Source organism: Mycobacterium paraffinicum, from assembly GCF_001907675.1.
GTDB lineage: Bacteria > Actinomycetota > Actinomycetes > Mycobacteriales > Mycobacteriaceae > Mycobacterium > Mycobacterium paraffinicum_A.
On record NZ_MPNT01000016.1, the window covers coordinates 27209 to 50044 of the forward strand.

Annotated in this window: 20 protein-coding genes; 6 read left to right on the plus strand and 14 right to left on the minus strand. The window is 68.2% G+C overall.

Annotation, left to right across the window (positions count from 1 at the left end; all coding sequences use genetic code 11):
• Window positions 1–353 precede the first annotated feature (353 nt).
• Window positions 354–1118, plus strand: coding sequence for a helix-turn-helix domain-containing protein (locus tag BRW65_RS17920; RefSeq protein WP_208611854.1), 765 nt, complete (start codon window positions 354–356; stop codon window positions 1116–1118).
• Window positions 1119–1270: 152 nt separating this feature from the next.
• On the opposite strand, the gene eccA is transcribed toward BRW65_RS17920, so the two are convergent.
• From eccA to BRW65_RS17975, 11 genes are all read right to left on the minus strand, one after another.
• The gene (eccA, locus tag BRW65_RS17925; RefSeq protein ID WP_073876884.1) at window positions 1271–3109 is read right to left on the minus strand and encodes a type VII secretion AAA-ATPase EccA; all 1839 of its coding nucleotides are present in this window, start codon (window positions 3107–3109) and stop codon (window positions 1271–1273) included.
• Between the two features lie 39 nt (window positions 3110–3148).
• A complete protein-coding gene (gene eccE / locus BRW65_RS17930) occupies window positions 3149–4711 on the minus strand; it encodes a type VII secretion protein EccE (protein ID WP_073876886.1) in 1563 nt (520 codons plus the stop codon).
• On the minus strand, window positions 4708–6369 hold the full coding sequence (gene mycP, locus BRW65_RS17935) for a type VII secretion-associated serine protease mycosin (RefSeq protein ID WP_073876887.1): 1662 nt from the start codon (window positions 6367–6369) through the stop codon (window positions 4708–4710). Before mycP ends, eccE begins: the two co-directional genes overlap by 4 nt.
• Window positions 6354–7883: a type VII secretion integral membrane protein EccD gene (eccD, locus tag BRW65_RS17940; protein WP_073876889.1), complete on the minus strand. Its 1530-nt coding sequence runs from the start codon at window positions 7881–7883 to the stop codon at window positions 6354–6356. The genes mycP and eccD overlap by 16 nt, the downstream gene beginning before the upstream one ends.
• Window positions 7880–8905, minus strand: a complete 1026-nt coding sequence (locus BRW65_RS17945; protein WP_139273163.1) for a MinD/ParA family ATP-binding protein — start codon at window positions 8903–8905, stop codon at window positions 7880–7882. Before BRW65_RS17945 ends, eccD begins: the two co-directional genes overlap by 4 nt.
• Before the next feature lie 131 nt (window positions 8906–9036).
• Window positions 9037–9867 (minus strand): ESX secretion-associated protein EspG, encoded by an 831-nt coding sequence (locus BRW65_RS17950; RefSeq protein WP_073876891.1) that lies wholly within the window; start codon window positions 9865–9867, stop codon window positions 9037–9039.
• Window positions 9868–9979: 112 nt separating this feature from the next.
• Window positions 9980–10270 (minus strand): WXG100 family type VII secretion target, encoded by a 291-nt coding sequence (locus tag BRW65_RS17955; RefSeq protein WP_068081956.1) that lies wholly within the window; start codon window positions 10268–10270, stop codon window positions 9980–9982.
• Between the two features lie 51 nt (window positions 10271–10321).
• Window positions 10322–10645 (minus strand): WXG100 family type VII secretion target, encoded by a 324-nt coding sequence (locus tag BRW65_RS17960; protein ID WP_073876893.1) that lies wholly within the window; start codon window positions 10643–10645, stop codon window positions 10322–10324.
• 108 nt (window positions 10646–10753) lie between these two features.
• Complete coding sequence (locus BRW65_RS17965; protein ID WP_073876895.1) at window positions 10754–11941, minus strand: PPE family protein; 1188 nt, start codon at window positions 11939–11941, stop codon at window positions 10754–10756.
• A gap of 43 nt (window positions 11942–11984) precedes the next feature.
• A complete protein-coding gene (locus tag BRW65_RS17970; RefSeq protein WP_068082080.1) occupies window positions 11985–12290 on the minus strand; it encodes a PE domain-containing protein in 306 nt (101 codons plus the stop codon).
• 309 nt (window positions 12291–12599) lie between these two features.
• Window positions 12600–13928 carry a sensor histidine kinase gene (locus BRW65_RS17975; protein ID WP_073877040.1) on the minus strand — a complete coding sequence of 443 codons (1329 nt, stop codon included), beginning with the start codon at window positions 13926–13928 and terminating at the stop codon, window positions 12600–12602.
• Between the two features lie 234 nt (window positions 13929–14162).
• Here BRW65_RS17975 and BRW65_RS17980 point away from each other — a divergent pair, with 234 nt between their 5' ends.
• The 5 genes from BRW65_RS17980 to ctaD all read left to right on the plus strand — a co-directional run bounded on the left by BRW65_RS17980 (window position 14163) and on the right by ctaD (window position 20243).
• Window positions 14163–14765 (plus strand): TetR/AcrR family transcriptional regulator, encoded by a 603-nt coding sequence (locus tag BRW65_RS17980; protein WP_139273167.1) that lies wholly within the window; start codon window positions 14163–14165, stop codon window positions 14763–14765.
• Between the two features lie 26 nt (window positions 14766–14791).
• Entirely contained in the window at window positions 14792–16003 is a 1212-nt protein-coding gene (locus BRW65_RS17985) for an acyl-CoA dehydrogenase family protein (RefSeq protein WP_073876897.1), read from the plus strand.
• 51 nt (window positions 16004–16054) lie between these two features.
• On the plus strand, window positions 16055–17272 hold the full coding sequence (locus BRW65_RS17990) for a GNAT family N-acetyltransferase (RefSeq protein WP_073876899.1): 1218 nt from the start codon (window positions 16055–16057) through the stop codon (window positions 17270–17272).
• A 21-nt stretch (window positions 17273–17293) separates the two neighbouring features.
• Complete coding sequence (locus BRW65_RS17995; protein WP_073876901.1) at window positions 17294–18241, plus strand: NAD(P)/FAD-dependent oxidoreductase; 948 nt, start codon at window positions 17294–17296, stop codon at window positions 18239–18241.
• Between the two features lie 265 nt (window positions 18242–18506).
• A complete protein-coding gene (gene ctaD, locus BRW65_RS18000; protein WP_073876903.1) occupies window positions 18507–20243 on the plus strand; it encodes an aa3-type cytochrome oxidase subunit I in 1737 nt (578 codons plus the stop codon).
• Here the strand turns inward: ctaD and BRW65_RS18005 are convergent.
• Genes BRW65_RS18005 through BRW65_RS18015 form a run of 3 tightly spaced genes read right to left on the minus strand, consistent with a single transcriptional unit; the run spans window position 20240 to window position 22751 of the window.
• A complete protein-coding gene (locus BRW65_RS18005) occupies window positions 20240–20950 on the minus strand; it encodes an ABC transporter permease subunit (RefSeq protein WP_084187871.1) in 711 nt (236 codons plus the stop codon). The two genes, ctaD and BRW65_RS18005, sit on opposite strands and share 4 nt — an antisense overlap.
• Window positions 20951–20985: 35 nt before the next feature.
• The gene (locus BRW65_RS18010) at window positions 20986–21942 is read right to left on the minus strand and encodes an aliphatic sulfonate ABC transporter substrate-binding protein (protein ID WP_073876905.1); all 957 of its coding nucleotides are present in this window, start codon (window positions 21940–21942) and stop codon (window positions 20986–20988) included.
• Entirely contained in the window at window positions 21942–22751 is an 810-nt protein-coding gene (locus BRW65_RS18015; RefSeq protein ID WP_084187860.1) for an ABC transporter ATP-binding protein, read from the minus strand. The genes BRW65_RS18010 and BRW65_RS18015 overlap by 1 nt, the downstream gene beginning before the upstream one ends.
• Between the last annotated feature and the right edge of the window lie 85 nt (window positions 22752–22836).

Consider the following 22836-nt stretch of genomic DNA (forward strand, 5'->3'; position numbering starts at 1 on the left):
GAACCGGCTGGTTGACCAGCGATTATATGCCTTGCCCGGCGCCTTCTCGCTGTTCAACTGGAGAACCGCACAACCACAGCGTTGCGGTTCTGCGGGCCTTCAGTGACCGGGGTGGGCTGGGTCCGCGGTACAAAACCGTAGCGGTCTTCGTGCGGTCTAAGCGACCACCCCGTACGTGGGAATCGGTGTAAGGAGGTCCGGCCAGGCACCGACGTAGCTTTTCGACGGTACAGCTCCGAAACTGTGAGTGAAAGCGTAGCGGTGCGCGATGGAAATTTGGCGGGTGCGACGGTTAGGCTTACACCTGGCGGAAGGTCCGCCCAGCTGCTGCCACTATCGAGGAACTCGCGCAGATGCCCCACACCGAGTCGAGTTCCGATGGCGGCGAGCCTGATCCCGGCATGGCGCGAGCGGGCGCGGCCGCCGCCGCGCGCCGTCGGGAACTGGGCATCAGCCAGCGCAGCCTGGCGGCCGACGGAATCATCAACGCCGGCGCCCTCATTGCGTTCGAAAAAGGCCGCAGTTGGCCGCGCGAGCGCACCCAGGCCAAGCTCGAGCAGGTGTTGCGGTGGCCCGCCGGGACCATCGCGCGGATCCGCCACGGACGGCCCGATACCGCTGAAGAGATCGCGGCGGCCGTCGCGCCCGATGGGGCGAACGCGCAAACCGAGGCCCCGCACTCCGACGCCCCGGCGTCCCTGATCGCGCAGGCGATCGTCGCCGCAGTGGACGGTTGCAGCCTGGCCATCGCCGCATTGCCGTCGGCGGACGACCCGGAGTTCACCGCGCGTGCGACCCCGATCCTCGCCGATCTCCGGCAGCTCGAGGCGATCGCGGTTCGGGCCACCCGCATCAGCCGGATCACGCCCGAATTGATCAAGGCCCTCAGCACCGTTCGCCGCCACTATGACGAGCTGATGACGCGCGGTGCGACCGCCCCGGGCGCACCGCTTGCGCAACGCCTCTATGCGGCCCGGCGGCGGGTCAACCTTTCTGCCGCGGAGACCGCCGAGGCGGCCGGGGTGACCGAGGAAATGATCCTGCGTGCGGAGGCTGACGAGGCGGTACCCGCCGGCATCGCCGATGCGATCGAAGCGCTGATCGACCAGATTCACTGAGGGCGGCCGCGGGCGCCTGTCGGCATTATTGCCGAAACGCCGACGCCCGACCCTTAGACCGGAAGGCCTAGCTGCCCGCTTAGCGATGAACGGGGGAACGGCATCCTAAGCTTCCGGGGCCCCGTCCAGGACGCTATTTACGGCGGCGCCAATTACCAGACGATGGCCGCCATGTCACGGTTGTCCGAACACACGCTGCGCACCGCGGCCTCGATGTCGGGGGCGGTGATGATCTGCAGATCCTCGACCGTCACCGGCTGGCCCGCGCGCTTCTGCGCGACCACGCGGGTGTCCCGGAAGCCCTCCGCACGTTCGATCACGTTGCGGGCGAATCGGCCGTTCTGCATGGCGTCGATGCCGTGCCGTCCGCCGGGGGTCGTGTAATTGCGGATGGTGGTGGCCGCATCCAGAAAGGTCGCGCGCGCTTCGTCGTCGAGCGTGCTGGCTCGGGGTGCGGCATAGCGCTGCCCGATCTCGACGATCTCGGCCGGGGAGTAGGACTCGAACCTCAGCTTGCGGTTGAACCGGCCGGCCAAACCCGGGTTCACGGTGAGGAATTCGTCCACCTGGTCCTCGTAACCCGCGCCGATGAAGCAGAAGTCGAAGCGGTGCGCCTCCAGCGCGACCAGGAGCTGGTTGACGGCCTCCATGCCGATCATGTCCGGTGTGCCGTCCTGGTGGCGTTCGATCAGCGAATAGAACTCGTCCATGAAAATGATTTGGCCAAGCGACTTTTCGATCAGCTCGTTGGTCTTGGGTCCCGACTCACCGATGAAGTGCCCGCAGAAGTCGGAGCGACGCACCTCCCGGATCTCCGGGTGGCGCACGATCCCCATGCCGGCGTAGATCTTGCCCAGCGCCTCGGCGGTGGTCGTCTTGCCCGTGCCGGGCGGCCCGACCAGCAGCATGTGGTTGGTCTGCCCCTCCACCGGCAGCCCGTGCTCGAGGCGCATCATGCGCACTTCGAGCTGGTCTTCGAGCGCGGACACGGCCTGCTTGACCGCCGCCAGTCCGACCTGCTTGGCCAGCAGCGCGCGCCCCTCGGCGAGCAGCTCGGCGCGCCGTTCGGCGGTGGCGTCGTCGTGGAGTTCGTCGCGGCTCTTGGCCGTCGACGCGTCCCAGCGGTCGGTGCGGCTGGCGATGGATTCCTCGTCGGTGACGACCAGGTGCAGGTTGGGGTCGGCCAGTGCCTCCTTGGCGGCGTCGGTCAGGACGCCGTTGATGGTGGCCTTCGACAGCCAGACCTGGGCCTTGTCCTCCTCCCGCAGCTGGCGGTGCACCATCCCGCGCACATACGCCAAATCGGCGACCAGCAGCGGGATATCGGCCGGCCCGATGGACGCGGTCAGCACGTCCGCGTCGAACCGGCCCGACGCGTTGGTCTGCCCGATCACGTCGACCCGGTCGAGCCAGTCCAGCGCGACCCGGCCCTGCCCGAGATGCGCGGCGGCGTGGGCCGCCAGCGCGCAAATCGACGCCGTCACCGCGGACATGACGATGGCCTGCGGGGGCAGCTCCTCGGCGGCGGCCAACAACACGTCCGGCCAGCGCTGGGTGGTGTACATCAGGAAGGCGCGAGCCAACTGGTGCCACTGATGGTTGGCCCAGGAATCCAGCAGGTCGCGGTTGGCCAGCAGCCTGTCGGCCTCGGCGTATTCCCCGGCGATCGTCAGCGCCGACGACAACGCCAGGCCGACCTGGGATGCGTCGGTCACCGTGATGCCGATGTAGGGACCCAGCTGAATCTCCGCGGCGAGCGTCTGCCCGATGCGGGTGGTCTCGCGGTGCAACCACTCGCTGGTGGCGTACAGCTTCTTCAGCGAGGCCAGGTCGTTGTCGCCGCAGGCGATGCGGCCCAGCCACGCGTCGGCCATCGACGGGTCGGCGTCGGTGGCCGCGACGAAGTCGGGCAATGCCGCGGCCCGGCCCTGCCTGCTCTTGACCGCCATGGCGCGGTCGAAATGCCTACGGGCGGTTTGCAAATCACCCATCGTGTGCGCTCATCCGGATGCCTTTTTACTCTCGACGTTTCAGATGCCGGCGGACATGGTGACCGGCTCGAGACTCACATAGCGGTTCTCGGCGCGGAACATGTCCATCTCGGCGAGCCAGTCCTTGCCCGCCGCGCTGACCCGCACGGTCGCGGGTCCGACCTGCTCGATGATCACCTCGAAGTTGTGCCGGTGCCCCTCGGGGAGCCTCGTGCCCGACGGGGCGATGGTGATCACGGTAGCGGGCCGCGGGGTCGGCGAAATCGGAGCGACGTGCTCGACGACGCTGACGGTGGTGCGCGGCGCGGGCCGTGGCGTGCTGACGACGCTGATCTCCGGCATCCGCACCGTGGCCCAGCGGGTCAGGTCGCGGGTGTGCACACACACCCGCTCTCCCGCGCCGGCCGTGCGAATGACGATCCGCTTGGCGACCGGGTCGTCGGCGGCCACGAAAATCCGTGACAGCTCACCGGCGTCGGTGACCGGGATCAGTAGCCGGTCCCCGTTGCTCAGCTTGCCGATCAGCACGCCCGAGGGGCCGATCTCGGTGAGCAGGTGTTCGGGCAGCGGGCTGGGCCGCAGCGCCCGCAGGTAGGGCCGGGGGCCGCACATGTTGGCCGCCGCCGCGGCGGCCTGCTCGCCGTTGAGCCGGCGCAATATCACGCTGGGCGGGGTGGGAGCGGGCGTCGGCGTGCGCACGGTGATGGTCGCGGTGCAGGTCGCGTCCGGGTACACGGTCACGTTCTGGATGACCTCGTCGGCGCGCAGCGTCCACGCCTGCGACAGGACGCGCGACGTGATCGCCTCGGCGGGATAGGCGTATGTCGTCATCCACCCCGCCTCACCGCGGATCGCCTTCCACCTCTGCGCGTCCCCCTCGATGGCGTCACACCCCAGTCGGCGGTCGAGCTCGGCCAGGTCGGTGGCCGTGGCCACCTTCGCCCGCAGCCCCTGGCAGCGCAGCAGCCCGGCGATGCGCTGCGCCACCGAAATCGCCGCCGCGCCAACGGTTGTGCGCCAGCGGAGCGCTTGCGTGTTGTCGATGATCGACAACCGCATGATCAGCCAGGTTTCGCGCCGGCCCGCATACGGCGGGGTGCCGATCTCCGAGTCGTACACGCGTGGGTAGTCCCCGATGTTGCCGTGCCGGGAACCGAGTGAGACGACGCTGATCGAATCGAGCTGCAGGCCCAGCGCCTGCTGCAGCATCGGCACCAATTCAACGACGTCGATGACGTTATCGGTCTCGACGGTCACCGAACCGGTCACCATGGTGGCCTGGTGCGCCCTGCCCAGCAGCTGCACAGCCGCCACCGCGACACCATCCTGCACCCGGACACCGCCCCCGGATCGGTTGTTGGCCACGGTGATTGGCGCATCCCAGCGAATCGGGCGCCGTCCGCGCCGCCACAACACCACCCATGACCACACCGGTTGGCCCCACCAGCGGACGAACACCACGGCGACGCCGATCACCGCGGCGACAGCCGCACCGATGTATCCGCCCACGGCCCAACTCGCCACGGCGAGCACGAACACCACCCATACCCCGAGCACCCGACGATTGCTGCCCGGGCTGAACCCGGTCAGTTTGGAACTCACCGCGCCCGCCTCACTCGGGCCGCGATCGCGGCGACGAGCACACCGGCGGCGACCAAGCCGACGAACCCGATGGCGATGTTGCGCGCCCGGTGGTCCGCCGGTGGCGCCGGCGGGGCGGGCCTGATGACCCGGCTCTGAGCGCCCGGGGCCAACCGGTCACCCGGCGGGATGTTGAACGTCAGTGCGGCAACGGGATCGACCAGCCCGTACCCGACCTTGTTGTCCACGCCGGCAGGCGGATTGTGCGCCGACTGGACGATCCTGTTGATCACCTGATGCGCGCTCAGGTCGGGGAATTTCGCGCGAACCAGGGCGGCGACGCCGCTGACGTAGGCGGCCGAGAAGCTGGTGCCCCAGAACGGCATGTTCTTTTCACCCGGCCTCGACGGCGGGTAGGCGTTGACCGGCCCGCCGCCCTGGGGCGACAGACCCATGATGTGGGTGCCCGGCCCGGCGACGCCGACCCAGGGCCCCGACATGCTCTTGTCGAGCGCGGCGCCGGTGGCATCGACCGCGCCGACCGACAGGACGTAATCGGAGAACCACGATGGCGACGAGACGACCTTGACCTGATGCCAGTCGCGGGGATCCGACGGTTCCAGCGGGTCATACATCGGGTTGTTGTTGCAGCCGGCTTCCCCGTCGTTGCCGGCCGCGGCCACCACCACGGCGTCCTTGACGGTGGCGGCGTACCACAGTGCCGCGCCCAACGCGCGCTGGTCGGCGGGGGCCGCCGCCGGCAGACATGCGGTCACCGAGATGTTGATCACCTTCGCACCCATGTTGGCCGCGTGCACCACCGCGCGTGCCACCGTGTTGAGCGTTCCGGCCTTGACCTTCTCATCGGAGTTCGGGTCCCCCGGCCCGGGGTTGACCGGCTCAAAGGCCCTGGACGACTGGCGGATCGAAATGAGGGTCGCGTGCGGGGCGACGCCCACCACCCCGTCGGGCGCTCCCGGCGGAAGCGGGGGCACCGCGGGCTCGTCCTCGGTCTGCGGATCCGCCGGCCCGTTGGAGGCCGCGGTGGCGCCCCCTCCCTCGGGCGGCGGCGGGGGCGGCGGGGGCGGCGGCGGGATCACCTGGGTGATCGTCGCCGGCGGCGGCGGTGGCGGTGGCGCCACCGGCGGCGGGACCTCGACCGGTGGCGGCGGCGCGCCGGTGGCCGGCGGGGGTCCGGCCGGGGGAGGAAACGCCGGCGTCGACGGCATCGGTCTCGGCATGGGCAGGACCCCCTGCGGCGCGCCAGCGATGATCGAGCCGACGATCGTGCCGTGCGCGTCGCAGTCCGACAGTCCGTCCTCACCCATGATGTAGTCGCTGCCGGGCACGGCCGGCATCCGCGGGTTCGGTGAAATGCCCGTGTCGATCACGGCCACCGGTACGCCGTTGCCGGTGCTGTATTGCCAGGCCTTGCTGATGTTGAGCAGGTTGAAGCCCGGCGCCAGCTGCGCCACGTCGGGGTTGCGCACGGTGATGGGCGTCGAGCAGCTGTTGGCGCGCCGCATCGGTTGGTCGCTGCGGGGCGGCCCGTCGGGCGGCACCATGCCCGGATCGACCTGCGGGGGCGTGATGGCTTGCGCGGCAGGGATATTCGCGGACAGCGCGACCAGAGTGACGGCGGCGGTCAGCGCCGCCGCCCGCTTCAGTGGCGAATCCACGTAAACAGCCCTCCCAGGGCCGCGGCCGCAGGCAGCAAGGCGATGAACGCGAACACTTCCACCCATTCCACGGTCAACCGGATCAGGGGCCTGAACCGCACCGTCGGCACCAACAGCGCTGCGGCCAGGCCGCATGCGGCGAAGGCCGCCACCGCCACGGCGGGCCAAAGCAATCCGCTGGCAACGTCTTTCGGCTCCGCGATGGCGTATTTGACCACTCCGGCACACACGGCGGCGGCGGCCCCGCAGGCGAGCGCGACGGCCTGGTACTTGGCGGCGAATCCCCTGCCCTGAGTGATGAAGATGCCTACCACCAGTCCGGCGACCACCAGCGCCAACCACGCCCACGGGCGCCCAGGCGTCAGCACCCCCCACACGGCGGCGGGCAGAACGATCGACACCCCGACGCAGACTCCGACCTGCACCGCGTTGACCAGCCGCGCGGACGCGGCGATGGCCGTGCCCCGCGCGGTTATGTCGGTCAATTCGTTGTCCTCGTCCTCGGATTCGTCCTCGCTGACCGGCGAGACGGTGTCGACGGGCATGCCCTCACGCCGGGCGAACAGGTCCCGGCCGGTGATCGATCCGAAGTGCGGCGGGCGCACCCGAGCTACCCACAACGCGATCATCGGGGCCATCCTGACCAGGATCAGCAGCCCGACCAGCACGCAGATGGCCAACACCTGCGCCGAGGCGGGCCGGAACATCCGGACCGCGGCGACCGCGGCCAGGATGCCGCACACCGTCACCACCGCGGTGACCACCGCGGTCTGCCACCGCTTCCGCGTCGTCACGCCGATGCCGATGGCACCCAGGATCACGATCACGAGTCCGATCAACCCGTGCGCCGCGCCCAGGGTGCCCGGCGGCGCGCAGGCGCCCGCGACCGCCAGCACCACCACGGCCAGCCAGCCGAACCCGCTGAACAGGTCGCGCCGCTCACGCCAGCCCCACCAGACGATGGACGTCGCGATCATCAGCAAGACACCGACGGCGCCGGCCACCGCGGCCGGGAGGGGACCGTCGGTGAACGTCCGCGCGCGCAGCGTCAGCGCCACCACCACCGCGGCCGCCATCGCGATGATCGCGACGGCGGTGTGCGCGGCCGTCAACGGCGTCACCGGGGCGAACATCCGGTCACCACCCTCACGGCCGAGCCACTTGCCCATCGCCGCCAGACCGGTCGACAGCGACTCGTACTGCGGTTCGAAGGACTCCCCTGAGACGCGGGGAACCAGCACCAGGGTGTCGCCGTCCTGCACGCCCAACTCGTCCAGGCTCTTGTTGATGTCGAGGCGCACCCCGTTGATCTTGTGCAGTTCGTAGCTGCCCGGCGGCAACGTAATGCCTTCAAAGCCTTTGCGCTTCAAGTCGGCGTCGAAGAGCTCGACCATTCCCTCGAAGAATCCCTCCACCGGAATTCCGGCCGGGAACACTTGAGAGCAGAGATGCTTCTCGTAGGAAATGTTGACCGCACAGCGCGCCGGGAAGGCGACCTTATGCGCTGATGTCACGACGTCGTCCGCTCCGCATCCGGAATGTATTTGTCGGCCAAGCCGGCGGTAATTTCAAAAAGACGCAACCGGGTCTTTTTCTTCAATTCATGGACCGTGTCAATGAGGCCGCCTTTGGCCAGGTGCGGATCGAACGGCATCTCTTCGACCGTCGCGCCGACCTTGCTGAACCGCTCGGTCAGGTAAGCCAGCGCGTCCTTGTCGGCGATCTGATCGGTGTGGTTGATGATCACGGTGCTGCGCGAAACCAACTCGTGATAGCCCTGCGATCGCAGGTAGTCCACGGCACGCAGCACGGGCCGGGACCGGTCCGCGGTGATGCCGGAGACGAACACGAGGGTGTCGGTGTTCTCCAGCACCGGCTTCATCACCTCGTGCTCCAAATCCGGCGACGTGTCGACGATCATCACGGTGTGGGTTCGCCGCAGCCGCGACAGCACCCCGGAGAACATCGCCGGCACCAACGGGCGGGGCTGGTCCGACGTGCGGTTTCCAGCGAGGACGTCGAGCCCGATCGGGTTCTGCCCCAAGTGTTCACGGATGTCGGCGTAGCCCTGCACGTCGGTGTCGTTGATGATCGCGGTGTAGTCACCCGGCGGCGACTCGTCGATGCGGTCGGCCAGCGTGCCGAAACCCGGGACGGCGTCGATAGCAATCACGTTCTGCGGGCGGCATTCTCGGAACACACCGCCGATGCAGGCGACCATGGTGGAGACCCCGACCCCGCCCTTGCCGGAAACCACCGTGATCACGTACTGCCTCCGGATGTGCCGCCGGATACGGTTCTGCAAGTCCCGGTAGTGCCGCTCGGCGGGCGATTCGCCGGGATTTATTTTTTTGAAAGAGATGACGTAGATGAATTTCCGCCAACCCGAGCCCGGAGGAATCTTTCGAGGCGCGGCAAGATCGGTAATGCGCATGGTGTCGGACACCGAATCCGGGAAGTTGCGGCCCCCTGACGGATCCCCCCGTCTGAGCGCCCCTTCGTCCGACATATTCGGGTCATTCCAAGGGCTCGTCACGTCGCGATGCTAACACGCTTGGCGATACCCCGTTTACCGATCAACAAACCCTTCAAGCGCGTAACAGGTTGCTATTCCAAGGCATTGGTTAACCGACTTATCTTGGGTCAGTTGAGGAGTCGGCCGCCCGGTCAGACCACCCGCCGATACGAGTACCACTCGTCGCCGGCGGGCAAGCGGCGGATGAGCCGCTGCACGGCGCCACTGATGTCGCTGCGCGAGCCCGGCGAAAGAATCTGGTAGCGCCGCTGACCCGAGATGACGTTCTCGACGCAGACGCGGCCCGCCGGGGTATCGATGATGGACACGGTCGAATCGCCGACGGCGATCCGCGCCATCTCGTCCGGCCCGACGCCGGCCTGCAGCCCCACGATGGCCGCGTGCGCCGAGCGCGCGGGGTCGGCGGCCATGGTGACGATCTGCAGCTGGTCGACGTCGAGGTTCTGGCTGAGCAGATACGTCCGGAGGCTGGGGGCGTCGCGCACCGAAGCGAGCAACTCTTCGGTGTCGAGGGTGACCGGCTTCAGCGGCGCCACCTCGGCCACCCCACACAGCCGCTCGACCTGGCCCACGACCAGATCGCTGGCGCCGCCCTCGTCACTGGCGGTGCCGGCCGGGTAGAGGCGGATCAGCTCGGCGTGGCGTTCGAGCACCACCCACCAGCTGGCGAAGCGGCAGATGGACGCCCGTGTGAGTTCGCGGCCCGGGACGCCGATGTTGACCATCAGCGCCAAGTCCCGCCGCAGCAGCACGGTCAGCCATTCGCGGATCATCGGGTCGACGTCGCCCGCCTCGTCCAGGGCGCCGGCCGCTCGCAACTCGTCCGCGATGGGGTGGCTCAGCGCGCGCTCGGGGGTGTCGAGCCGCGGCAGCAGCGGCCGCAAGCCGAGCTCGGGGCAGGTCTGCTCCACCCCGGTAACCGCCTGCAACACCCACAGCCCATCGACCGTCGTCGTCAGCATGCCACTTCGCTTTCACCCCGAAGGGGGGCACATGCGCTCAGCGCATCTGCCCCGCCTTCAATCGCGTTCACCCGCCACGGCCGATCCTCCGATCGGGGCCCGGGGCGGTTGTTCAGCCGAACAAGTGGCCGATGTTCTGGTCGGTCGCCAGCGCGTTGTCCAGCACGTGCGAGGTCGTCATTCCGTGCTGGCTCACCGTGTCGATCAGCCCCTGCAACCCCGAGAGCATTTGCGCCTGCGCCTCGAAGAATTGCTTCGCGCCATGACCGGCGAAGAATTCCGTCAGCTGGTTGGTCCGGTTCGAGGTGTCGTCGTAGATTCCCTGCAACTGGCCGGCGCGCGATCCGATGTCGGATGCGAAATCGGCTACGGCGCCGGGGTTATAGGTGATCGGGTTGGACATTGTGCACTTCCCTTCAAAAGGCCAATTGTGAAATTACGAATGGTGGATGGGTTAGGAGCCGTGGCCGCCGAAGAGCGCGCTGAAGGCGTGCGTCGAATCCGCCTCGTGGTGTTCCATCAACGCCGCCGCCTGCTTGAGACCCTCGGCCAGGCGGGTCCCGCCGTTGAGGACCTTGTTCAGGTCGTTCTGGATTTCGATCGCGGTCGCGTGGGACGCGGTGACGGCCTCACCGGACCAGGTCGAAGGGTTCATGACATTTTCGTGATTCGCGATGTAGCCCTGGGCTATCGCGACCGCGTGTTCCATGTTCGCCTGGATATGGTTGGAAGCATCGCGAAGTACCTGAGCCGATACTTGGATTGTTGAACTGTCCACTTGCGGTTTCTCCTAACTACTGACGCCCTCCCCCGGAATTACTGGGGCATGAAGCGAAGTGTATGGCTGCTGTATTTATCTGTCGATTCACCCTTAGCCGGGCCGGCCTCACACTCTGGTGTCGACAACCCGCACCGTCGCGGGCTGTTCGGCTTTGTCTCGGGCTCCCCGTTCTCCTCCCGCCCCATGCCCCACCGGCATGCCGCCCATCGGTGTACCGCCACCGACCGTCGTGGTCTGCGGACGAATGGCCTCGGCGCCCAACGCCCCGCTTGGCCGCAGCCCCACCGGCCGGCCACTGCTGGCCGGTTCGAACGCGCTGACGGGACGGGTGAAGCTGGTCGCGGACATGCCGGCGCCGCCCAGTGACGCGGCTCCGCCGCCACCCGAGGCGCCGACGGCCGACATCTCCGTCGCCGATATCGCCGAAACACCCGGCGTCGCACCGGCCATGGCTCCCGGATTTGCGAACATGCCCATCATCGACTGCAGCGGCGACATCATCTGCATCGGCGCCTGCATCATCTGCATGGGGGCCTGCATCACCTGGGGGACCGCGCCCATCATCGACTGCACCGGTTCCATGAACGAGCCGGCCTGGCTCATGATGTCCTGGCCGCCCGACGCCGCCTGGCCGGCGCCCTGCGTGCCCGTTTGGGCGCCTTGCATGGCGGCGCGCATGCCGTCACCCGCTCCGACGTTGGCGGCGGCCTGCCCCACCGCCGCGGCCGCCTCCGCCGGCGCGGCCGGCGATGCGCCCATGGTCGCCAGCGGCGGCGGAATGGCGAGGCTCTCGCTCAGCGCGGTCAGGATGGTTCCGTAGCTGGCCCCGACGGCGGAGTTGTTCGGCCACATCGATCCGAAGTACTCGAGCTCCAGCGACGTGATGCGGGGCGTCAACGCTCCCAACACAATTGGGTTGATGCCGTAGTCGGTGGCGCACTCGGTGCGGTTCGCGATGCACTCAGGCGCCGGGCGCATGGTGCCGTACGCCATCTGATACGCGGAGACCGCGGTCGAGACCACCGCGGGTTTGACGTCCACCCACCCGGCGAGCCCGTGCAGCGACGCGTTCAGCGCGGTGGCGTTGGTCGCGGAAGCGAGGGAGCCGACACCGGTCCAGCTCGCCGACGTGGCGACGGTGTTGATCTCCGACGCGATGCTCGAACCGTGATGGGTGGCCGCCAGCGCCGTCCACGCGGCCTGGTTGGCCAGATGGGTGATCACGCCGGCACCGGCCTTGAGCAACATGTCGTTTTCCTCAGGCGTACGCGCGGCCCACCCCGGATCCGCCATGCCGCACTTCCCCCTTTGCTCCCGCTGATGGCGTAGCTGGCTGTTATGCGCCTATCGCCAACGCCAAGCTACGCATGAGTTCGGTGACGACGTACGTGCCCGAGGCGATGCTCTGCGCGCCGGCGAACAAACCGCGCTGAGCGGAGTGCTCGGACACCACCCCCAGGTAGCTTCCGCCGCACGCGTTCAGCGCCGCCGCGAACATCGCCGAGTCCGGGTCTGCGCCCATCGGCATGACCCCCAGCAGCACGGGCGCGGCCGCCGAAGCCGCCGCCTGAGTCTCGGCGCTGATACCCGACTCCGCGGCCGCCGACGCCAGCACGGCCTCCGATTGCACCTGCAGCACCATGATTTCCCTCCGATTGCTCAGCGTCATAAGACGGGCTTGGCGCATCAGTCTAGTGCGGTTTTACCGTTCGTGTATTCACTCGCATTCCTCCCGGGCTGCCGGCTGGAATTACGTGATTCACCTGACCGCCGGTATTCCCGTTATTAGTCATCCGTCAAACAACCCCGCAGGTCACTGCAGGCACACAGGTCACACCATTACCGCGCGACCAGGCGAATGGCTGACGGTAAATGGGCCCGCTAATTCGCAGTGGCCAAAAACTACAAACGTCCGGTCGGGCTTTTCCATTGCGGAAAATGCCGACCGCGACTACGCGGGTCCGCGACCGTCACCGGCCAGGTTCAGTAACAGCCGGGTGCCCCCGAGCGGACTGGTCTGTAATGCCGCTGTGCCACCGTGCAGTTCGGCCTGCTGGGCGACCAGCGCCAGCCCCAGCCCGGAGCCCGACCGCGATGCCGTGGAGCCGCGGGTGAAGCGCTCGAAGACCGCGGCGCGCTCGGACTCCGGAACGCCGCTGCCGTCGTCGTCGATCGCGATCTCCACGCCCTCGCTGGAGCTGCCCACGGTGAGCTGGATCTTGCCGGCGTTGCCGTGCTTGACGGCGTTGGCGATGGCGTTGTCGATCACCAGCCGCAGGCCGGTGGGCAGCCCGACCATGAGCACGGTCGGCGAGGGCACCAGCGACACCTCGACGTCGGGATAGATCCGCAGCGCGTCGTGTGCGGCGCGGTCCAACAGTTCGGTGATGTCGAACGGGACGAAGTCGTCGACGGTGGTCAGCTCGCCTTGCGCCAGCCGTTCCAGCGCCGTCAGCGTCCCTTCGATGCGGCTCTGGGTGCGGATGACGTCGCCGATCACCTCCTGACGCTGCTCGCGGGGCAGGTCGAGGGTCGACAGGACCTCCAGGTTGGTGCGCATCGCCGTCAGCGGAGTGCGCAGCTCGTGGGAGGCGACGGCCGCGAAGTCGCGCGCCGACTCCAGCGCAGCCTTGGTGCGTTGCTGTTCCTTGCCGATGCGCGCGAGCATCCCCTCGACGGCTTCGGCGATCTCCACGGCCTCACGCACCCCGCGCACCTGGACCTCGTCGGGGCTGGACTGGGCGTTGATCGCGCGGGCCTGCTGCGCCAGCAGCAGGAACGGGTTCACCATGATCAACGAGATCACCCAACCGACCACCACCGTGCCGCCGATGACGCTGGCACAGATCAGCAACACCCGCAGGTGTAGCTCGTTGATCCGGTGTTGCGCCTCGGCGAACGGAGCGGCCAGCGCGATCGATGCCGGGCCCGCCGAGAAGGTGCGGACGCGGTATTGCACGCCGTTGATGGTGGTGTTGGCGTAGCCGTTGGGCAGCTTGGGCAGCACGATGTTGCTGGGCGCCGAGACAGTCACGTCGCCGATCCGCGCGGTGCGCACCAGGTTGCCGTCCGGCATGGGCTGGTCGGGGCTGGCGTGCGCGACGTTGGTGAGCAGTGAATTGATGTCGCCCAGGCTGCTGACCGAGTCGAGCCGACGGTCCAGCTGGCTGTACTGATCGTTGGTGACCCCGACCCACACCCAGGTGCCCAGCAGCACGACCAGGGTGATGACCGACAGCGCGGCGACGACGACGATGGTGCGCAGCGACAACACCCGCATCGGCAGCTGTACGTGCGGTAACACGCGAATGTCACGCTCCTCTTGTGCGCTCACGGCGCCGGCCGGCGACGGTGTCGACAACCTGGCCACAACCCTCACACCCTTCGCGATTCGCCGCGTTCAGGCGTCGTGGCGTTTCGCAGAGAATCTAGCGCCAAAGTTCGAGTCCATGTCCCACCCGGCCCTGACCAGGGTCGTTTTGCCTCCACGGCGGTGAGTGAGTACTCTCTCACCATGCTCGCCTCCGGACGCGATCGGCTGCTGGCCGAGGCGCTGAAGCTTTTCGCCGCCAAGGGCTACGCGGCGACATCGGTGGCCGACATTCAGCGGGCGTCGGGCCTGGCCCCGGGGTCGGGGGCGCTGTACAAGCACTTCGGCTCCAAGCGCGAGCTACTCGAGGCCGCCGTCACCTACCGGATCGACAGCATCGTGGCGGCGCGCGAGCAGTACGACGCGGGGCAACCGGGCAGCGTCGAGCAGGCGGTGCGCACCGCCGGGCAGCTGATCTGGAGCAACCTCAAAGAGAGCGAGGACCTGCTCAAGGTCATGCTGCGGGAACCCGAGGAATTGGGGGACCTCGACGAGAAGACGTGGCAGGTCATCACCGACAACGCCTATCAGCGCTTCGCCGACGAACTGGCCGCGTCGAATCGTTCCGGCCGCACCCGCATCCCCGACCCCGAGGCGGCCGCGGCGGTCGCCATCGGGTCGTTGTCCTACGCCGCCACGCTGCAGGCGCTGACCGGCCGGCTGCCCGGCAACATCGACGAAGAGCGCTACTTCGAGGCGTGGGTCAGCCAGACCGTCAGCCTCCTAGCCCAGTACGGAACCCGTTGAGCACGACAACATTTCAGGAGTAAAACGTGACTTTTTCACTGCAACTGACCGACGACGTGATCGAGGTGCGCGACTGGGTGCACAAGTTCGCCGCCGACGTCATCCGGCCCGCGGCCTCGGAGTGGGACGAACGGGAGGAAACCCCGTGGCCCGTGATCCAGGAGGCCGCCAAGGTGGGCCTGTACTCCCCCGACTTCTTCGCGCAGCAGGCGGCCGAGCCGACGGGCCTGGGCATGCTGACCGCATTCGAGGAGATGTTCTGGGGAGACGCCGGCATCGCGCTGTCCATCATGGGCACCGGCCTGGCCGCAGCGGCGTTGGCGGGCAACGGAACTCCCGAACAGCTGGGCCGGTGGCTGCCCGAGATGTTCGGTACCGCCGACGAGCCGAAGCTGGGTGCGTTCTGCTCTTCCGAGCCCGACGCCGGGTCGGACGTCGGCGCGATCCGCACCCGGGCCCGCTACGACGAGGCCACCAACGAGTGGGTGCTCAACGGGACCAAAACGTGGGCGACCAACGGCGGCATCGCCAACGTGCACATCGTGGTGGCGTCGGTGTATCCCGAGCTCGGCACCCGCGGCCAGGCCACATTCGTCGTCCCGGCGGGCGTCAGCGGTTTGGCGCAGGGCCAGAAATTCAAGAAGCACGGGATCCGGGCCTCCCACACCGCCGAGGTGGTGCTGGACAACGTTCGCCTGCCCGAGGACCACATCCTGGGCGGCCGGGAGAAGTTCGAGGCGCGCATCGCCCGGGTCAAATCGGGTGCCTCCGCGCGCAGCCAGGCGGCGATGAAGACTTTCGAGCGCACGCGGCCCACCGTCGGGGCCATGGCCGTCGGCGTGGCCCGCGCCGCTTACGAGTACGCGCTCGACTATGCCTGCCAGCGTGAGCAATTCGGCCGCAAGATCGGCGAATTTCAGGCGGTGGCGTTCAAGCTGGCCGACATGAAGAGCCGTATCGACGCGGCCCGCCTGCTGGTGTGGCGGGCCGGTTGGATGGCGCGCAACAACCAATCCTTCGACGCGGCCGAGGGATCGATGGCCAAACTGGTTGCCAGCGAGACGGCCGTCTACGTCACCGACGAGGCGATCCAGATCCTGGGCGGCAACGGTTACACCCGCGACTATCCCGTGGAGCGGATGCACCGCGACGCCAAGATCTTCACCATCTTCGAGGGCACCAGCGAGATCCAGCGCCTGGTGATCTCGCGGGCGCTGACCGGCTTGCAGATTCGTTAACGGCCGCATCCCGCGGTCCGCGTCCCGGCGGGCACGAGACATGATGGCCGGATGACCACCGAGATCCGGGTCCTCGACGGCGAGGACGAACTGCTGGCCGCGGCCAACGTGTTTCGCGTCGCCATGATCGGCTTCCCGCCGATGCCGGAGCTCCCGCCCGGCCAGATCGCCAAGCTGCTCGAGCCGGGCCGTACCGTCGGGGCGTTCGTCGGCGGTCAGCTCGTCGGCACGGCGGACGCCGTGACGAGCCGAATGACGCTCCCGGGCGGGACCATGGTGGGGCACGCCGCCGTCACGCACATCGGGGTGTTGCCGTCGTTCACCCGGCGGGGCATCGCCACGGAGCTGATTCGCCACCAGTTCGGCGACATCTCCGCCCGCGGCGAGGTGGTCGCGTCGTTGCGGGCCTCGGAGGCGACCATCTACGGGCGGTACGGATACGGCGTCGCCAGCTCGTCGCAGACGGTAGAGGTGCGCACCGCGCGAGCGGCGCTGCGTCGCGGCATCGGGGCCGGTGGGCCGGTGCGGTTGATCGATACCGCGCAAGCCTGGGAGCTGTTGCCCCGGATCTATGCCGAGAACCGCCCGTCGCGGCCGGGATCCATCGACCGCCCGGATGTGTGGTGGCGGAGCCTGCGGCTGCGTTCCGAATCATCGCCGCAGCCTTCGTATGTCGCGGTGCACGGGACGCCGGGGGCCGAATCCGGTTTCGCCCGCTACCGCCCCGTCGACACCGAAAGATGGTTCGTCAGCGATCAGCGCACCATCGCGGTGGAGGACTTCTTTGCGCCCACCGCGGAGGCCTATCTCGGCCTGCTGCGGTTTCTGCTGGGCCTCGATCTCATTGACCGCGTGGTGTTTTGGATGATGCCGATGGACGATCCGCTGCCGTGGTTGTTGGCCGATCGGCGGGCCGCGCACGTCACCGCGGTGCATGACGAAACGTGGCTGCGTGTCATCGACGTGCCGCGGGCGCTCTCGGCGCGCCACTACGGCGGCGGCGGCGCGGTCACCATCACAGTCAAAGACCGCATGCTGCCCGACAATTCGGGTTCCTTCGCGATCACCGGGGCCGGTCCCGAACGGACCGAGGGGCGCGCGCAACTCGAGGTCGTCGTCGAGGGGCTGGCCGCCGTTCTGCTTGGCGGCGCGACCTGGCGGGACCTCGCCGTCGCCGGGCTGGTCCGAGCCGATGACCCGGCGGCGATCGCCGTGGCGGATCGGCTGTTCGCGGTGCCGGACGCACCCCACGCCGGGTTCTTCTTCTAGCCGCGCGGGTATGCGGGTCACGTGATCGTCATCGTCGGTGCGGGGGTGTGCGGGCTGGCCGCCGCCTACGAGCTGGCGCGGCGCGGTGAGCCCGCGATTGTGCTGGAGCGCGGCCGGCCGTTCGGCGAGCAGTCGACGGGGTTGGCCCGGATCTTCCGGATCGCGCATCGACGCGCGGCGTTGTGCCGCCTTGCGCTGCGGGCCCGTGCCGGCTGGCAGCGCTGGGAGGACGAACTCGGCGCGGGCCGGCTGCTGGGCTCTGAGGGATTCATCGCCGCGGGCGCCTGCGACGAGGTCGCGGCGGCCATGACCGAGGCGGCCGCTTCGTTCCGCCGGGTGGACGGGGCGGAGATCGCCACGCGGATCCCGTTCGCCGCCCCGCCATGGGAGGCCGGTGTGCTGGACCCGCTCGGCGGCAGCCTGCGCATCCGCCGCGCACTGTCCGCGTTGGCGCGGCGGGTCGACGTCCGGAGTGGTGACGTCGTGTCCGTCTCCGACGACGGTGAGGTGTCCCTGGCCGACGGCGGCGTGCTGCGGGGCGATCGCGTGCTGATCTGCGCCGGTGCCCGCACGCCGGCGCTGTTCGGCCCACTGGCCATCGAATTCGCCCCGCACACCCGGTTCACCTACGCGGGCGCCGACGCGACCGGCGCGGCGTGCCTGTCGGCGCCCGAGGGCTACGGGCTGCCGCTCGGCAGCACGGGGCGCTGGGCGTTCGGGCAGGAGGTTCCGGACCCCGCGACGGTGCGCGCGCTGTTCCCGGGGCTCTCGCCGGTGGGACGGGTGGACTGCGTGACGATTCGCGCGCCGTGGCTCGACACCGGGGGCGACGGCTGGACGGTGGCCCGCCGCGCCCGCGTGGTCGGGTTCGTCGGCGCCAACCTGATGAAGTTCGGTCCGCTGCTCGGCGAACTGCTCGCGCGGGCCGCGCTGGAAGAGGACCTGCCCGAGGCGCTCACCGGGATCTGAATTCGGCTCGGGGAGTGACGAATCGGCAGGTGCTGGCGGCCGCCGACGCAGGTCGTGGCCAGCAGCGCCGGCTCGCGAGAGCCCCTCGCCCAGGTGCGGTTGCACTTCGGCGGGTGCTTGTTGGGAAGCCTTCCCTTCCTAAGCAGCATCGCTCACAAACGCTTGGAATTAGGGACGTTTGGCCCTAGGTGAGCCGGCCGCCACCCCGAAATACTTGGGCGGCTTGATCGCCGGGCCCGGTGACTGGACCCCGTGGAGGTTTTTGATGACGGCTGAAGCGCCGCCCGTCAGCGGCCTGCAGGCCCGCCGGCCAGTTCCCGCGCGAACGGGGCCCAAGGGCAACCTGATCTACAAACTCATCGGCACGACCGACCACAAGATGATCGGCATCATGTACATGGTCGCCTGCTTCATCTTTTTCTTCATCGGCGGCCTGATGGCGCTACTCCTGCGCCTCGAGCTGGCCCGGCCCGGGCTGCAATTTCTGTCCAATGAGCAGTACAACCAGCTGTTCACCATGCACGGCACGGCGATGTTGCTGTTTTACGCGACGCCAATCGTCTTCGGGTTCGCCAACCTCGTGCTGCCCCTGCAGATCGGCGCCCCCGACGTGGCGTTCCCGCGACTCAACGCGCTGTCGTTCTGGTTGTTCGTGTGCGGCGCCCTGATCGCGTTGGGCGGCTTCATCGTTCCCGGCGGCGCCGCTGACTTCGGGTGGACGGCCTACACGCCTCTGTCGGATGCCGTGCACAGCCCCGGCGTGGGCGGCGACCTGTGGATCCTGGGCGTGGGCGTCGGGGGTCTGGGCACCATTCTGGGTGCGGTCAACATGATCACCACGGTGGTCTGCCTGCGAGCCCCGGGCATGACGATGTTCCGGATGCCCATCTTCACCTGGAACATCCTGGTCACCAGTGTGCTTGTCCTGATTGTCTTCCCGCTGTTGACCGCCGCGCTGTTCGGTCTGGAGGCCGACCGCCGTTTCGGTGCACACATCTATGATCCGGCCAACGGCGGCGTGATGCTGTTTCAGCATCTGTTCTGGTTCTTCGGGCATCCCGAGGTATACGTGATCGCGCTGCCGTTCTTCGGCATCATCTCTGAGATCGTCCCGGTGTTCTCGCGTAAACCGCTGTTCGGTTACAGCACACTGGTTTACGCGACTCTGTCGATCGCCGCCCTGTCGGTGGCGGTGTGGGCGCACCACATGTATGCCACCGGTGCCGTGCTGCTGCCGTTCTTTTCGTTCATGACGTTCCTGATCGCCGTCCCCACCGGGATCAAGTTCTTCAACTGGATCGGCACCATGTGGAAGGGCCAGTTGACGTTCGAGTCACCGATGCTGTTCGCGATCGGGTTCTTGCTGACGTTTCTCATCGGGGGGTTGACGGGCGTATTGCTCGCCAGCCCCCCGCTCGACTTTCACATCACCGATACCTACTTCGTGGTGGCGCACTTCCACTACACATTGTTCGGCACGATCGTGTTCGCCACCTATGCGGGCATCTACTTCTGGTTCCCGAAGATGATCGGGCGCCTGCTCGACGAGCGGCTGGGCAAGCTGCACTTCTGGCTGACCTTCATCGGTTTCCACACCACCTTCTTGGTCCAGCACTGGCTCGGTAATTCGGGGATGCCGCGCCGCTACGCCGACTACCTGCCCACCGACGGGTTTCAGACGCTCAACCTCGTCTCCACGATCGGCGCCTTCATCCTCGCCGTCTCGGTTCTGCCGTTCGTGTGGAACGTGTTCAAGAGCTGGCGCTACGGTGAGCCGGTGCTGGTGGACGACCCATGGGGCCACGGCAATTCGCTGGAGTGGGCGACCAGCTGCCCCCCGCCACGGCATAACTTCACCGAGCTCCCCCGAATCCGTTCGGAGCGGCCGGCTTTCGAGCTGCACTACCCGCACATGGTGGAGCGCATGCGCGCCGAGGCGCACGTGGGCCGCCGCGAACTGGCGGGCGCGGGGGCCGATACCGGCGACGGCACCACAACCTAGTTGCGTCGTCGCACCATTCGGTTCTCCAACGCGCCCAGCGCTGCATCGCTGAGCTTGCCCAGCGCGGCGAGCAGCACGATGGCCAACAGCATCACGTCGGTACGGCCGGTGTTCTGGCTGTCGATCAGCAGGAAGCCGAGCCCCTTCGACGAGGCGATCAACTCGGCGGCGACCAGGAACAGCCACGCATTCGCCAAGCCCAGCCGCAGCCCGTTCAGGAGGGCCGGCGCCGCCGCGGGAAGCATGACCGTGGTCAACAGCGCGGCGCCGTGCCGGCCATAGGCGCGGCCCACCTCCAACAGTCGCGGGTCGACGTGGGACAGCGCCGACGCCGTCGTCGTGTATACGGGGAAGAACGCGCCGATCGCGACCAACAGCACCTTCGGCGTCTCGTCAATGCCAAACCACAAGAGCAGCAATGGGACCCACGCCAGGGATGGCACGGTCCGGAAGGCTGCCACCGTCGGGGCGAGCACCCTGCGCGCGGTAAGCGACAGCCCGACAAGCGATCCCAGGGCGAGCGCCACGGCCGAACCGATCAGGTAGCCGAGCGAGACGCGCAAGAGGCTGGCCTGCAGATGGGGCCACAGCTCTCCGCGGCGTAGCAGTTCACCGAGCGCCGCCACCACGTCGCCGGGTGGGGGCAGCTGGCTCGGAGAGAACAATCCCGCAGCGGTCACCAGTTGCCAGACGGCCAACAGCAGCAGCGGGACCGCGACGCCCGCCAGGGCAAGCGGGATCCTCAGGACACGTGTTGGGCGTACTTCGGCTCGATGATCGTTCCGAGTGCGCCGCGCCCGGCGTCGTCGGATTTGATGTCGGAGTCCGCCACCGCGATCGGCAAGATGTGGGTCAGCACCGTCCGCTGCGGGTCGCCCGGCGTGGGCGGGATGTCCAGCGCCGTCCGTTGCAACTCCTCCTGGGCCACGCTCGGTGTGACTTTCGCCTGCGAGGCCAGCAGCACCGCCAGCTGGTCGGGATGCGCCTTCGCCCATTTCCGGGCCCCCTCGTAGCTATTGACCACGGACTGGACGACATCGGGATGCGCGGCGCTGAAGTCCTCGCGGACGTCCAGCACGCCATAGGAGTTGAAATCCGGGTTGCGGTAAAGCAACCGCGAGCCCTGCTGCTGAACGGTCTGCGCCATAAAGGGATCCAGGCCCGACCAGGCGTCCACGTCGCCACGTTCCAGTGCGGTCTTTCCGTCGGCGTGCTGCAGGTTGACAATTTCCACGTCGGCGGGTGAAAGTCCCACCGTGGCAAGGGATTGCAGCAGGAAGAAGTAGGGGTCGGTACCCTTGGTGACTGCGATCTTCTTTCCCTTCAGGTCGGCGACCGAGTTGGCCGTCGAATTCCTGCCCACCACCAGGGCGGTCCACTCCGGCCTGCTGTACACGTCGATGATCTTGATCGGCGTGCCGTTGGCCCGCGCGACCAACGCGGCGGAACCGGCGGTGGACCCGAAGTCGAGGCCCTTGGAGCGCAGGCCCTCGTTGGCCTTGTTGCTGCCCGCCGAGAGCACCCAGGTCACGTTGTAGCCCCGGTCCTCCAACAGGTGCTGGTCGCGCACCACCAAGCTCAGCGGGTTGTAGTACGCGTAGTCCAGCCGAATGTCCTTGGCCGCCGTCGTCCCGGATGGCGAGCCACACCCAACGGCGGCGGCCAGCACCGAAACAGCGATCAGGTAATGCGCTTTCATCACGTCTCGGCTTCCTCGAAAAACGCGGATTCGGCAGCGGCACCGCCGCATCGCGGTACGCCGAGTTCGTCGAGCAACCGTTCGCGCAGCGCCGCGATGCGCGGGTCGCCGCGGTCTCGCGGCTTGGGGATCGGGACGTCGAATACCGCGCCGATGGCCGCCGCGCCCGCTGAATCGGCCCGCAGGACCAGCACGCGGTCGGCGAGGATCGCCGCCTCGTCGACGTCGTGGGTAACCAGCAACGTGGTGGTGCCCGCCTCGTGCTGCACCCTGTCGAGTAGATCCTGCATCCGCAGCCGGGTCAGCGCGTCCAGGGCCGCGAGCGGCTCGTCGAGCAGCAGGACGCACGGCCGGCGCGCGAGAGCCCGCGCGAGCCCGGCGCGTTGCGCCATGCCGCCGGACACCTGCCGCGGGCGATGATCACCGAACTGGGTCAGGCCGACAACATCCAGCCAATGTTGTACTTCCCCAGCGCCTTTCGCTCGCGTCGTGCCGGGCGGCAGACCGAAGGCGACGTTAGCCGCCAGCGATCGCCACGGCAGCAGGCGCGGCTCCTGGAACACGACCGCGCAACGGGGGTCGACCCCTCGGACGGCCTTGCCGTCGATCTCGATCCGCCCGGCGCTGGGCCGGTCGAGACCGGCCACCAGTCGTAACAGCGTCGACTTGCCGCTTCCAGAAGGCCCGAGCAGCGCGACGACCTGACCGGGCTCGATCTCGATGTCGACGTCGCGCAGCACGGTGCGCGATCCGAACGTTCGGTTGACCCGATGCAGTGACACGCGCGCCGGCGCGGGACGGGTCGACATCACCCGCGAAGCCTAGGAATCGCTCCCGGCGCCCACCAGGTTTGCGTTGCCGATGATTAAAACCCGTGACGCGCCATCCCTGGAC